The following is a 14,549-nucleotide window of genomic DNA, read 5'->3' on the forward strand; positions in this document are numbered from 1 at the left end:
TTTAGTGTGCTTCTAACCAATTTTCTCCTAAACCAATTTCAACATCTAAAGGAACAGCTAATTTAAAAGCATTTTCCATTTCATGTTTAATAATTGGTTTAATCGTTTCTAATTCGTCTTTGTGAGCATCAAAAACCAATTCATCATGTACTTGTAATAACATTTTTGATTTAAATCCTTCTTTTTTAAATCGTTCATGAATGTTAATCATGGCTAATTTAATAATGTCTGCTGCACTTCCTTGAATAGGAGCATTTACTGCATTTCGTTCTGCTGCACCACGAACAATAGCATTTCTTGAATTAATATCTTTTAAGTAACGTTTTCTTCCAAGAACCGTTTCTACATATCCATGATCACGAGCAAAATCAACTTGTTTTGCCATGTATGCTTTTAGTTTCGGATATGTCTTATAATAGGCTTCAATTAATTCTTTAGATTCTGAACGAGTTAAATTTGTTTGATTACTTAATCCGAAGGCAGAAACTCCATAAATAATTCCGAAGTTTACTGTTTTTGCATTACTACGTTGTTCACGAGTCACTTCATCAAGAGCTACATTAAATACTTTAGCAGCTGTAGAAGCATGAATATCTTCTCCGTCTTGGAAAGCTTTGATCATAGTTTCTTCTTCACTTAAAGCAGCAATAATTCGAAGCTCTATCTGACTGTAATCGGCTGCTAATAATGTGTAGTTTTCGTCTTTTGGAATAAAAGCCTTACGAACTTCTTGTCCGCGTTTTGTACGAATTGGAATATTCTGTAAGTTCGGATTGTTAGAACTTAATCTTCCTGTGGCAGCAACAGCTTGTGCGTATACAGTATGAACTCTATTCGTTTTCGGATTTAATTCATTGGGTAAAGCATCAACATAGGTGCTTAATAGTTTCTTACATTGTCTGTATTCTAATATATCAGCAACAATTTTATGTTCTTTTAAAGCTGATAAAACATCTTCTGCAGTAGAATATTGTCCCGTTTTTGTTTTCTTAGGTTTGTCAACTAATTTTAATTTTTCAAATAAAATCGGACCTAATTGTTTTGGTGAAGCAATATTAAATTCTTCTCCGGCTTGTTCGTAAACGGCTTTTTCTAAACTTTCGATATCACCAGAAAGCTCTTTGGAGAAAGAACCTAAATATTCCGTGTTTAAATTGATCCCTTCAATTTCCATAGCGGTAAGTACAGAAACTAAAGGCAGTTCTACATTGTTGAAAAGTTCAGTAAGTTTTCCGTCTGCTAATTCTTTTACAAAATGTTCCTTTAGTTGTAATGTAATGTCTGCATCTTCTACAGCGTATTCTGTTTGTCTTTCTAATTCAATAACACGCATAGAAAGTTGATTCTTCCCTTTTTTACCAATTAAATCAGTAATAGGAACGGCTTGATAATTTAAGTATGTTTCTGCAAGAATATCCATACCATGGCGCATATCTGGATTAATCAGATAATGAGCAATCATAGTATCAAATAATTTTCCTTCAACAGGAATATTATAATTAGATAAAACTTTAATGTCGTATTTTATATTATGACCAATCTTTTCAATAGTTGTATTTTCAAAGAAAGGTAAAAACTCATTTAAAATAGTTTGAGTTTCTTCTTGATCTTCAGGAAAAGCTAGGTAATACCCTTTGCCAGCTTCCCAAGAAAAAGCAATACCAATCAATTCTACTTCTAAAGCTTTTAAACCTGTAGTTTCTGTATCAAAACAAACAGAAGTTTGTTGTAACAATTTAGAAAGTAATAATTTTCTAGAAAGTGGTGTATTTACTAATTGGTAAAAGTGAGATGTATTGTTTATGTTTTTAAAACCAGTAATTTCTTCAGTTTTATTTCCTCCTCCTGGAGTAGCGAATAAATCAAATTGAGCAGGATTAGAAGCTTTTGTTGCAGTTTTTGTAGCTGTAGCATTATCTGCTGTAGGTGCTGCTCCAAAAGTTTTTAAGAAGTTATCTGTTAACCTTTTAAACTCAAGCTCGGTAAAGATTGCTTTTGTTTTTTCAATATTTGGTTGCTCAAAAATTAGTTTCTCCTGTTCTAATTCAACAGGAACATCGAGCATAATGGTTGCTAATTTTTTAGAAAGTAAACCTAATTCTTGATTGGCTTCTACTTTCTCTTTCATTTTGCCTTTTAACTCATGAATATTTTCAAATAAACCTTCCATGCTTCCATAAGCAGCAAGGAACTTTTTAGCGGTTTTTTCTCCAACTCCAGGTAAACCAGGAATATTGTCAACAGAATCTCCCATCATTCCTAAAAAGTCAATTACCTGTTCTGGTCGTTCTACATCAAACTTTTTTTGAACTTCTTCAATACCCCATTTCTCATAACCATTCCCCATTCTTGGTGGTTTATACATGAAAATATTTTCAGAAACTAATTGCGCATAATCCTTATCAGGAGTCACCATATAAGTCACTAAGTTTTCCTTTTCTGCTTTTTTGGCAAGTGTTCCAATAATATCATCAGCTTCATATCCTTCCTTTACAATTGCAGGAATATTCATCGCTTCTAAAATTTGTTCAATATATGGAACTGCGATACGAATAGCTTCAGGAGTTTCTTGACGGTTTGCTTTGTATTCAGGGAATATTTCATTACGATCTACACTTCCTCCACGATCAAAACACACAGCTAAATAATCTGGTTTTTCTCTCTTTATAACATCCAACAAAGAATTCATAAATCCTAGAATAGCTGAAGTGTCTAATCCTTTGGAATTTATTCTTGGGTTTTTAATAAAAGCATAATATCCTCTAAAAATAAGTGCGTATGCATCTAATAAAAAAAGTCTTTTTTTGGTATCCATATGGTTATAAAATTGAAGAATGTAAAACTACAAAATATATATTCCATCTATAAAAAATCCTCTTAAAGTTTATTCAAAAGGTATATTAAGTTTAGATTCTTGTATTTGAGTTTGTAGCAACCATGAAGCCAATAACGATTACTAGAGTTTTAATTCTAAGTTATATATTACGAATAGAACTGATTAAGGTTCTTAAAAAATGTCGACTAAGCTCATTATAACTGAAGGTTTATAGTTACAGGTTGTTAACATATTTTTAGATGTTCTACTATTTAGAAATTTATAATTTATTGATAGATAGCCGTATCTTTGCCTTTTCTTTAAAAAATAGAATTTATGCCGCGTTGGTTAATCCCAGTATTAATTATTACAAGTTTAATTGTAATTTTTGAAGCTTATACTTTTCAAGCCATTAAGATGGTGACAAAAAACACCTATATTAAATATCTTTGGCTTGGGTTAAGTTTAATTGCTTACATAAACTTTTTTTACACGATTTTTTCTTCTGATAGAAGTTCTGGTCAAACTAGGCAATTTCAATGGGCAGCAGGATTTATGTTGTTAGCATTATTGCCAAAAATTATGATTGTACTTGTAATGTTTGGTGAAGATATTGTACGACTTTTTCAAAAAGGAGTTTCGATGATGTCTAATGAAGCAACAAAACCTCTTGCAGGAAGAAGAAAATTTATTTCTCAATTAGCTTTAAGTTTAGCAGCGATTCCTTTTGCTAGTATGTTGTATGGAATTTTTAAAGGAAAGTACAATTACAAAGTTTTAAAATACCAATTGGCTTTTAAAGATTTGCCAGAAGCTTTTGATGGTTTTACAATTACACAAATCACAGATATTCATTCTGGAAGTTTCGATAATAAAGAGAAAATTCAATATGGAGTAGATTTAATTAATGAGCAACAATCGGATATGATTTTATTTACGGGTGATATTGTAAATAATTTTGCTCATGAAATGGATGATTGGATTGATGTGTTTAAACAATTAGAAGCACCTCGAGGTAAGTTTTCTATTTTAGGAAATCACGATTATGGAGATTACTCTTCTTGGAAAACTGATGAAGATAAAGAAGCTAATTTTCAAGCGATAAAAGATATTCATCCAAAAATTGGCTTTGAACTTTTATTGAATGAAAGTAGATACATAGAGAAAGATGGTGAAAAAATTGCTTTAGTTGGAGTTGAAAATTGGGGAAAAGGATTTAAAAAAGAAGGTGATTTAAAGAAAGCTTCAGAAGGAATACAAAAAGAAGATTTTAAAGTATTAATGAGTCATGATCCAACACATTGGGAGTTAAAGGTAAAAGAAGATGATTTCAATTATCAATTAACTTTAAGTGGTCATACGCATGGTTTACAATTCGGAATTGAAATTCCTGGTTTTTTACGCTGGAGTCCGTCTCAATATGTATATAAACAATGGGCAGGATTGTATGAAGAGTTCGGACGTTATATTAACGTAAACAGAGGTTTTGGATACCATGCTTTTCCGGGTAGAGTAGGAATTTGGCCAGAAATTACTGTTATAGAGTTAAAAAAAGCTTGATTTCCAGCTTTTTTATAGTGTTTTTATGGGTTCTTAATAAAAAAATAGTAATTTTAAGCGCTATATAGTTAAAATTCTTTAACAAAATGACAAAGTTTGGAGAAATCATTAATATTCAAAAACCAGTATTGATCGATTTTTATTTTGACTGGGACGATACTGAAAATAATCTTGACACTCTTCGAGATGTTGCAGCCGCTTTAGGAGACAAAGCTAAAGTGATTAAAATTGACATTAAGAAAAATGAAATTTTAGCATCTGCATTAAAAGTAAAAGGAAATCCAACTTTTATGATATATAAAAATGGAGAAATGATGTGGAGAAAAACAGGAGAACAAGATGCTAATACCTTAATAGGTTTAGTTCAACAATATGTATAAAATTTAAACAAAAATAAAAGGAAGTCACCAATAGGTGACTTTTTTGTTTTTACGATTTAATGTAGTTCGAATAGCTTTTCTTTCTGTTTTAAGTACTCATTAAAAATAACATACATTTTATCTTGGTATTCTTTTAGGCTTTGAAGATTACCACGCATATAGTTTTCAATTGTAATTGCAGCTTCTTTAGCTGTATAAATCGCATTTGAGATTCCATGAGAAGAAATAGGGTTAAAAGCCATAGCTGCATCACCTATACTTAATATATTCTGAAATGAAATTTTTGATGGGATTGAAGAATTTGCTTGCTTTCCAAAAACTTTAAAATTGCCTTTTGCAGGAATACAGTATTTTAAAAAAGATGTTTCGTTAAGTAAAGTGTTCCAGTTTTTATAATCTTTAAAATCGGTATAAAGTTTATTTTCTTTTGTGGTGTATAAAGAAACAATTCTAGTTGTTTCATTTAAATCAGAAATTGTTCCCCAAGCATTACTGAAAGATTCAGTGAAAAATCCGTATTTTAAATTAGGTCCCGTTTTAGGTAAATAACATAAATAAGCCAAGTTCTTATCATATTCAATACTGCTAATGTTAGCTTGTTTTAAAATATATCTTTTTCTTCCTGTGGCGTCTACGATTAAATCACTATTAATTGTTATGGCTTTATTATTAAGTTTTCTAATTGATATACTGTTTGGTTTCTCGTTTAAAGCTACTTTAGTAATATCTTTAGCATGAACAATATGTTTACTTTTTTCTTCTAAAGCAGTAATGATTTTCTGTTTGTTGATTTTTAAACCATTATTATATTTTCCTTTTAAGAAGAAGTTTTCATCACTAATTTGTGAATTGTTCCATTTTGATTGATAGCCATATGTTTTTGTTGAAAAAGCCTCAAAAACAGATAAAAGATCAATTTCATATAAAAGTTCTAAAGTACTAGGAGGAATAGTTTCAGCTAGAGGTAAGTTTTGTTTTGAATTTACTTTATCAACAAGAATACTATTGATTCCCTTTCTTTCTAATAGTAATTGTAAAATGAGTCCTGAAACTCCTTTTCCAATAATTAGAACCTCGGTTTTTAATTGTTCAGGACTCATTATAATGTATTATTTGAAGATTAAAAAGAATTCTGAAGAACCTTCAGATCCTCCACATTTATCAATGTAATTTACTTCTATAGTCACAAATGAATTTGCAAATTCTTGTAAGTTTGATGTGATGTCAATTGGAGCTTCAGGAGTGATTCTGCCACTACAATTATTACTAAAATCGTGAGTAAAAACAATGTTACCGTTAATTTTCATTTCAAAAACATCGTCAACATGAACATTACCTGTTCCTTCAAGATTAGATGATAGGAATGCTGATAAGTCTTCTGGAATCCAAACCATTTCTCTTGTGTTTGTGTAGAATACACTTGGCGGAGCTAATCTCACAGGTTTAGCAGGAATAGCTTTTCCTAAAAATACCGAAGTTATGTTTTTTACGTTTTTACTTTCTGAAGCTACATAAACCAATTCTGGAATTCCGTTTACATTAGATTTTCTACCAGCAACCACACCAACATTTTTCCATTTGTATACCATGTTAATCAAGCCGTTCATATATCCGCCTTCTGCATGATAACCAACGTAGCCAGTATCTGTAGTCATTAACCAAGGGAGTCTGTTCGCATAAACATATTGAATAGTTTCAGGTTTTAATTCAGAATTGCGCATGGCAACTAAACTTTCTTCAGTAAGCACATCTACAGGTAAATTTGCGGCCCACCAAGCAGGAATTGGATATTGACTATCTAAAAATACTTTCTGGCAACTACCAGCATCTGATTGCCAAGGAATTCCCATCCATTTTGTTAAATCACCTGGTGTACTTTTCCATAACCACCCCTTATTACTATTTCCGCTGATAGATTCTTTAACATCATCAGAATTCATTTGAAATCCAAAATCATTATAAAATATTTGACTTTGTTCTTCTGGAGTAGCTGCACCAATTCTTACTTCGCGTAATCCGAAGAAAGAATTCCCAGGAGTAATATTTGCATATGCTAAAGAGTTTTCAGCATACATTTGTGCATGTCGCATTGGCCATGTTAATTCTACACCAGGGTGGAATCCTCCACCATATAATGTTTCTAAAACGGCACGAGTCATTAATAAAGCTGTTTTAGCTGGATCTTTAGCTGCTTCTAAATATTGATTTTGATAATGTTTACCAAGCTCGTCCATGGTAGTATAATCTCCTTCTAATGAAGTAAAGCTACCATCTCTCCATTTTCTTAATTCATCATATAAAACTGGTGGAATAGCAAACCATTGCGCTGGACTTCCAGGGTAATTAATTCCATCTCCAGGATAAAACGGATATTGTAATTCTTGAGTTCCACTACCAATATTTGTGATATCTGTTTTGCTTTTACTAGGGATTATTGGTTCGTTATTATAGTTGTATAATGGATCTCTAAATAATTGAAAAATCTTATTACGAACAGGTTGTGCAGCTTCAGAATTACTGTACAAAGCTTTAAATTCTTCAGTTGTCAATTCATCTATAGTTTCTCTAAAAGAAGGTGCTAGGAAATCACTTAAGTTAACCCATTGCATTCTATATAATCTGTAAAGTACAGGGAAGATTAAACTAAAGTCTGTAGTAAAACTTTCGTTAGCGATACCACAAATAAGATCGTACATTGTTGCTAAAGGTTGAATTTGCGGAGCGTAATCTGGTGGAGCAGAAGCAACCCAAGCAGCAGAATCAGCATCATTAAGTTCGTAAGTTGTTCCATTCATGGTCACTTTAGCAGTCACTTTTCCATCACAAATATCATCGTACCAGTTTGAGTTATCAGCAAAATCTGTGTTTAAGTCAGAAGGATTTAATGCAGCAGAAATTCCATCACCCGGATAAAAAATAAGTGATCCTTCATCGTATTCAATAGCTCCTAAGTTTACATCTCTAGCATTTAAATTCATTGCTTTTGCAATAAAACTATTGTTTTGTCCTTCTAAAGGAAAAGGAAATTTACCGCCTAATGCTACTGGTGATGTGTTTTTAGAAGTAATAGTTGTAGGAGCTGGACTGTTAACCAATTCCTTTCTGTAATCATAATCTTTACCGTTAATTAATTGTTCGTTAAGAACATTCGGATTTCTTCTAGAGGTACTTATTCCTGGAGCAATTTTTTCAGTGAAAAAATTAGGACTTAAATTGTGATTATCTGTGTTTACAGATAAATCTAAACTGTTATTAAAATCATACCAGAAAGGTTTTTTATTAGCAACTTCAACAGTCCATTCGATATCGCAAGAAGCCGGATCTATTTTTTGAATAGGTTTTCCGTTATCGTCACATTCGTAAATATAAAAGCGTTGCGCTTGTTTTTTTAAGGCTCCGTCTTTGGTGTGGAATTCTAAGTTTTCTTCGTATAAATTTGCCCAAGGAACTTCTGGGGTAAAAACAACATCTTTTTTATTCGTAGGACCATTTCCAAGTCTAGCAATTCCTATAGATGGATAAATTCGTAGTTTCATTGTTATCTGATTTTAGGTTTGTAATCAAATTTAGTTTTAGAAACTATGGTAATTAGAAGAAATGTATTAAGAAGCTAAAAAGAGGGAATAAGCAAGGTTTTTAAAGGAATAAATGTTTTATAAAGAAAAAAAAGAGTATCTATTTTTTAGATACTCTTTTTCTGATTTATTCAATACTGATAGAATCCAGTAATTTTTTTTGCATCATTTCTAAAGAATCAAGCATTTGCAACTCGCGTTCTTTTTCCTCTTCTGGCATTTGAACCAAATGATTTAATAAAAAGAGTTTGCTGTCTAGCATTTGCTCAATTGTGTTTTGATATGCTCTATCGTTATCAAACCTCTTAATTTGAGCCATAATATTTTGATACATAAATATTGTGGTTTCTAGGTCATCAGCAATGTAATCGATTTTGTCGTATGTGCTGTAATGTTCTAATTGTTGGTTAAAAATATCAAGAAGAGTCTCAGCTGTTTCTCTTGCTTTGTTTTTATCTCCAATTCTATAGTAAAGTTCAGGATAACCTAAAGAAATACTATAATGACCAAAGTCTTTTATAGGCATTTTATGAAGTGATAAGTCTAAAACTTCTTTTGCAGTTGCCGTATCTCCTTTGATTAAGTATTCTTCAGATAAACGCATTAAGTTATTACGTAAAGAAATAACATTACGCTTTGCTTGTTCATCTAAATAAATTTCTCCATTATTTATTGTTTTCCAATCCCATTTTTTAACGTTAGTGTACATTTTTTCAGGATCAATTCGTCCCATATCAAACATTGATCTACCAGCAATAGGAGTTCTAATAGGAACTAATTTATAGGCCATTCCGTCTAACTGTAAATAATCTTTTAACCATATGTATTCTTCATCTGCTCCAGCTCCACCAGTAAAGTATATTGGTCGTTTCCAGTCAAAATTATTTAAAATGTCTAACATTAAAATTCTATTCTTTGTAATGGCTTCATCTATTTTTATATCAATATAATCTACCATTTTATCTGCATCTTTAGCCGCTACAATTCCTGATTTTAGTGCATTTCGCTTATTCACAGGTATACGTATTCTTGTGGTTGGATATATTTTCTCTTTCAATCCACTTGGTGATTCGTAATAAGTAGCTTCATGATCTGTAGCTATCCAGTCCATGAAAGATTTTAATGGAATTACTGAATCTTTTAATTTAGGATGAGGAAAATGATAGGCGATATCTAAAGTTCCATACTTATACTGATGATGTTGAAGTTTAGAAGGTATAGGATCGGCATCATATGTTTTTTTCTTCATTTGATCGATGTACCAATCTGTAGCAAATAAACTTGTGTTGATAATTTTAATATCTCTACGTACGCCTTCAATTTGTTGCATATACCATAAAGGGAAAGTGTCATTATCTCCGATGGTAAATATAATGGCATTAGGGTCACAACTTTCTAAATAAGTTTGTGCGTTTAATTGTGCAATGTAACGATCTGCTCTATCGTGATCATCCCAGTTTTGGAATCCCATTAATGCAGGAACACTTAATAAAGATACAATCGATATAGCTAAAGCTGCGATAGGTTTTTTACCATAAACCTTTAAAGCTTCATAAAGTGCTAGAACACCAAAGCCTATCCAAATGGCAAAGACATAAAAAGATCCAACAACAGCATAATCACGTTCTCTTGGTTCAAAAGGTTTAGGGTTTGTATAGAATATGATGGCAAAACCAGTAAAAACGAAGAATAAACCTAAAGTATACCAGCGTTTTTTATCTTCTTTTACATGGTATAATAAACCAATAATACCTAATATTAAAGGTAAAAAGTAATATGTATTTCTTCCTTTGTTGTTTTTAACATCATCTGGTAATTTATCTTGTGGAATTCCAAAAAATTCATCAATAGGTTTTATACCACTTAACCAATTACCGTTATTATCCAAATGTCCTTGTATATCATTTTGTCTACCAACAAAGTTCCACATAAAATAGCGTCCGTACATATAACCAAATTGGTAATTGAACATAAATTTTAAGTTTTCAACAAAAGTTGGTCTACGTCTACTTCTTGGAGGTATGCCTGCTATTTGTTTGTAGTATTGTTCAGCACCAGGATCAACCATTCTAGGAATAAAGCCTTTGTGTTTGCTTGACCACTTTGGAATTACATTTTGGTATTGATTTACAATTTCATATTTACCATTAATTTTTTCATACTTAGGTTTGTCATCTACATAAATTTCTTCTCCATTTGAATCTCTTTCCAATTCTTTATCAAAAGCAAATGAATAATATTTATCATAAAACACATTTGCATCTCCATATTGTTCACGATTATAATATGCTAATAATTCTCTTGCACTAGAAGGGTTGTTTTCATTAATAATTGTGTCTGCATTAGCTCTAATAGGAAGCATTAACCAAGAAGAGAAACCTATCATGATAAAAAGAATAGATAAAATTGCAGTATTAACTAATACTAAATTCTTTCTTCTTGTGTATTGTAAACCATATATAAAAAGGCCAACCAATACTAAACCTGCTATTATTGTTCCAGAATTATATGGAAGCCCTACTGAATTAATAAAGAATAACTCAGAAGCACTGAAGAATTTTAAAGTAAAAGGGAATAAAAATTTGAAGACAAAAGCTAATACTAAGATTGAAATAACTGTTGCTATAGCAGTAGTTTTAATATTAATTTCTTTGAAATTTTTAAAAAAGTATAACATTACTATAGAAGGAATAACCAGTAATGATAAAATATGGACACCAAATGATAAACCAACAACATAACTAATTACTAATAACCATTTATTTCCTCTTTGTAAATGCATTTCACTTTCCCACTTTAAACCTAGCCAAAATAAAATTGCCATTAAGAATGAAGACATTGCATATACTTCGCCTTCTACAGCACTAAACCAAAAGCTGTCAGAAAATGTGTAAGCTAATGAGCCCACTAGTCCACTTCCTAAAACAGCAATCTTTTCTCCTAGACCGAACGAATTATTTTTATTAACTAAACGCTCTGCTAAATTTGTAATAGTCCAGAACATAAATAAAATAGTAAAAGCACTTGCTAAACCAGACATGAAGTTAACCAAGAAAGCCCAATTACTAGGGTCACCACTAAACATAGCAAAAAAAGCTCCTAACATTTGAAATAGAGGTGCACCAGGAGGGTGACCAACTTCTAAATTCACGGCTGTAGAAATATATTCGCCACAATCCCAAAAGCTTACTGTAGGTTCCAGAGTTAAGGTGTAAGTTATTAGTGCAATACCAAATGAAACCCAACCTAATATTATGTTCCATTTTTTGAAGCTAAAGTCTTTCATAATTTGAATAAAAAATCAATGCGAATGTACTAAATATTTTATGTAAAAATTTAGCAATTATTCTGATGTTGAATACAAAACAAAAATAGAGTGAAAGCTTATGCTTCATTAATAAATTTCTGTTAAAAGAAAAAAAAGTTTGCAGAAACAAAAAATAGTTATAAATTTGCAGCCGCAATAACTATTGGCCTATGGTGTAATGGTAACACACCGGTTTTTGGTACCGATATTCAAGGTTCGAGTCCTTGTAGGCCAACATTATAAAAAGCTTCTGCAGTTCGTAGAAGCTTTTTTGCATTTGGTACCATCATATAAACAGATGGGTAAATTGCATGTTCTTTTTGTCTACAGTTGAAAACGGTTAAACGAATTTTAGAGTTTTAACTGTTTGTTTGGTAGTAATTTAGTGGGAGTAAAACCCCGTTATCATGAAAAAATTATTACTTTTATTCGTTTTTATCTCTCAAGTTACATTAGCTCAGAACTATAAATATTTAGGATCTTATTCTTCGAATGGAACACCACATTATCTTGAAAATCCAGGAGATGAAGTTTCAACAGAAACCATGGAAATGATCAGTAATGCATTACCTGAATCTTATCCTGTACCAGAATATAATCCGCAATATATAACAGCTGGTTATGATACAAATGTAGAACTAATTCAAGCTGCTGAAGTATTTGTAACATTTGTTGCAGAAGGTGCTGGGTATAGAAATGTCTTAGGTTTTTACACTTATGATTTAGATAATCCGCCTACTTCAGCTCCGTCAGAAGAAGATATCACAATTATATTTCCAAATGCATCTGCTTTAGGTAGTGGTGGAGGATTGGAAGTTGGTGATAAAGTTAATATAGGTAGTTTTCCAGCTAATACAGGTATAGGTTGGGTTTTACTTGCAAACGCATGGAGTTCTTCACAACAAAGAGTGGGGTATGGTCACTGGGCAGTTTTTTCAGATCCACAATTTAATCCTGAAGCAGATGAAGAGTTAAGACATCATAATGTATTGCTATCTGATTCTGAAAATGAAAGAATAATTCTAGGTTTTGAAGATATTAGAAGAGATTATGGAAGTTGTGATAATGATTTTAATGATGCAATATTTTACATAACAGCAACGCCTTTTGAAGCTATGCGTATTAATAATGTAGCAGATGTTAATTCTGCAAACAATGTTACATCGTCTTATGATGGAGGATTAGAGAGTAATGGTAAGTTGGCACAACTAATAGCAAAAAGAAACTTAAAAAGAAGTAAAAGCAAAACCTACAGGAATTTAAAAGAATTCCAGCCTAGATTTCAGAAAGAATTATTGATGAGCAGAGGAGGTACAAGTATAATTAACTATTTACCTTCAACGGGAATGTATGGTGTAGAAACGGCTTCTGTTTCTAGTCCAGATGATTTGATAGGAATTACGAATGCAAAAGAAGTTTTTGCTGCTGATTATTACGACGGGAATAATAGAGTGTCAGCTATTTTAGCAACAAAGACAGAAGGAACTGTTTATGATCATTCAAAAGCTATTTGTGATCGTTTAAATAGTTCATCAGTAGAAGATGTAAGAACTGTGATATCTAGAGGTCACAAAATGGTGAGTTCAAAAATAAAAAGAGCAAACGGACTTATAGAGTATACAGTTGGCTTTTCAATTAAGGTAGGCAGTGTAGAAAATGAATTACATAGCTACTGGAATATAGAGCAATATCCGTTAGGAGATTATTATAACTTTCAAGTATGGGGAAGTACTTATGCCCAAGTTTTTTCAAATGTGAATTATATTTTAGATACTTTTTCTAGAGAGAAAAGCTTAATAAGTAATAGAGATAATACTATTCTTCCTTCAGTATTTGTTAGCTCAGGGAAATATGCGAACGGAAAACTATTCTTAAACATTATCAATAAGGAAGGTGTTAATGAAGTTGTTTTTAATGGAAACATACAAAGTACAGAAATTGCTTCAGTAGCAAATTATTCTGAAATGTTAAGTTTATCTGGTGAAAGGAAAGAATCTTTAGAGATTGAAACTGGTGTTTTATTTGATATAGGTTTTTCTTTAAAGGCACCAAATTCTAGTGCGATTGACGGATTGTATTTAGCTGATGGACCTTGGGGGTTAGATTATCTTGATGAATACGCAACTGTTACTAATTTTGATGTTCAAAATGAAGATGTTTACGATGAAGAAGGAACGTATGAAATCAATAGAAATATTATTGTTCAAGGTGAAGTAAAAGGGAATATTAATGTATTTAGACATGTGTTACCTGGTGATCAAACATTAAAAGTAGATTCTTATAACTATATATCTTTTGAAATGAAGACAACGAATACAATAGAAGTTGTATTAATGACTGAAGATTTAAGTGATTGGAACAATAGATTGAGGTATGTGATACCAGCAGACTCAAATCAAGAAATATATAACGTCCCGTTTTCAGATTTTAAAGATGCCGAAGGAAATAGTAGAGAGATTGAAGATGTAAAAACAATTGTTTTTTCAATTATGGGAGATTATCAAAATACAGTATCATACGATGTGAGTATCAAAAATCTAGCTTTTAAAGAAAATGCTTTAACGTTATCAATTAATGATTTTGACACTACAATGAATAACTCAAAATTGATTAATTATCCGAATCCCTTTAAAACAATGACAACTATAAGGTTGCCAAAACAGGCTAATGAAGTAAGTTTAAAAGTTTTTGATTTATTAGGAAGAGAAGTTTACTATAAAAAAATAGAAACAAAAGGGATAGAAAAGAGAGAGGTTGCTTGTAGTCCTAATTTAACAACAAAAGGAGTGTATAAGTATATTGTAGTAGATGATTATGGTTATAAGTATAAAGGAACTTTTATTTCAGAATAGTTAAAGTGTAAAATTTTCAAAAAAAATGAAGTTTGTGTTTTTTTATACAAACTTTGTTTT

Annotated in this window: 7 protein-coding genes and 1 tRNA gene; 4 read left to right on the plus strand and 4 right to left on the minus strand. The window is 31.3% G+C overall.

The genetic code is table 11. The features are described from left to right. Position 1 precedes the first annotated feature (1 nt). Positions 2-2,815 (minus strand): DNA polymerase I, encoded by a 2,814-nt coding sequence (gene polA / locus AQ1685_RS03725; RefSeq protein ID WP_095069581.1) that lies wholly within the window; start codon positions 2,813-2,815, stop codon positions 2-4. A gap of 336 nt (positions 2,816-3,151) precedes the next feature. Between polA and AQ1685_RS03730 the strand changes: the two genes are divergently transcribed. Beyond that, the gene (locus AQ1685_RS03730; protein WP_095069583.1) at positions 3,152-4,375 is read left to right on the plus strand and encodes a metallophosphoesterase; all 1,224 of its coding nucleotides are present in this window, start codon (positions 3,152-3,154) and stop codon (positions 4,373-4,375) included. An 86-nt stretch (positions 4,376-4,461) separates the two neighbouring features. Then, on the plus strand, positions 4,462-4,755 hold the full coding sequence (locus AQ1685_RS03735) for a thioredoxin family protein (RefSeq protein ID WP_095069585.1): 294 nt from the start codon (positions 4,462-4,464) through the stop codon (positions 4,753-4,755). Positions 4,756-4,811: 56 nt separating this feature from the next. Here the strand turns inward: AQ1685_RS03735 and AQ1685_RS03740 are convergent, their stop codons facing one another. The 3 genes from AQ1685_RS03740 to AQ1685_RS03750 all read right to left on the minus strand — a co-directional run bounded on the left by AQ1685_RS03740 (position 4,812) and on the right by AQ1685_RS03750 (position 11,616). Next, entirely contained in the window at positions 4,812-5,855 is a 1,044-nt protein-coding gene (locus tag AQ1685_RS03740) for an NAD(P)/FAD-dependent oxidoreductase (RefSeq protein ID WP_095069587.1), read from the minus strand. Between the two features lie 9 nt (positions 5,856-5,864). Further along, on the minus strand, positions 5,865-8,291 hold the full coding sequence (locus AQ1685_RS03745) for a LodA/GoxA family CTQ-dependent oxidase (RefSeq protein WP_095069589.1): 2,427 nt from the start codon (positions 8,289-8,291) through the stop codon (positions 5,865-5,867). Positions 8,292-8,457: 166 nt separating this feature from the next. Then, a complete protein-coding gene (locus tag AQ1685_RS03750) occupies positions 8,458-11,616 on the minus strand; it encodes a glycosyltransferase family 117 protein (RefSeq protein ID WP_095069591.1) in 3,159 nt (1,052 codons plus the stop codon). Between the two features lie 185 nt (positions 11,617-11,801). Here AQ1685_RS03750 and AQ1685_RS03755 point away from each other — a divergent pair. Continuing rightward, positions 11,802-11,872: transfer RNA gene (locus AQ1685_RS03755), tRNA-Gln, on the plus strand. A gap of 172 nt (positions 11,873-12,044) precedes the next feature. Next, positions 12,045-14,489, plus strand: coding sequence for a DUF4114 domain-containing protein (locus tag AQ1685_RS03760; RefSeq protein WP_095069593.1), 2,445 nt, complete (start codon positions 12,045-12,047; stop codon positions 14,487-14,489). Positions 14,490-14,549 lie beyond the last annotated feature (60 nt).

The organism is Tenacibaculum jejuense, from assembly GCF_900198195.1.
Classification (GTDB): domain Bacteria; phylum Bacteroidota; class Bacteroidia; order Flavobacteriales; family Flavobacteriaceae; genus Polaribacter; species Polaribacter jejuensis.

Bases quoted from the DNA above. Each gene is read 5' to 3' on its own strand.
- polA (WP_095069581.1), bottom strand. From the start codon at position 2,815: ATGGATACCAAAAAAAGACTTTTTTTATTAGATGCATACGCACTTATT.
- AQ1685_RS03730 (WP_095069583.1), top strand. From the start codon at position 3,152: ATGCCGCGTTGGTTAATCCCAGTATTAATTATTACAAGTTTAATTGTA.
- AQ1685_RS03735 (WP_095069585.1), top strand. From the start codon at position 4,462: ATGACAAAGTTTGGAGAAATCATTAATATTCAAAAACCAGTATTGATC.
- AQ1685_RS03740 (WP_095069587.1), bottom strand. From the start codon at position 5,855: ATGAGTCCTGAACAATTAAAAACCGAGGTTCTAATTATTGGAAAAGGA.
- AQ1685_RS03745 (WP_095069589.1), bottom strand. From the start codon at position 8,291: ATGAAACTACGAATTTATCCATCTATAGGAATTGCTAGACTTGGAAAT.
- AQ1685_RS03750 (WP_095069591.1), bottom strand. From the start codon at position 11,616: ATGAAAGACTTTAGCTTCAAAAAATGGAACATAATATTAGGTTGGGTT.
- AQ1685_RS03760 (WP_095069593.1), top strand. From the start codon at position 12,045: ATGAAAAAATTATTACTTTTATTCGTTTTTATCTCTCAAGTTACATTA.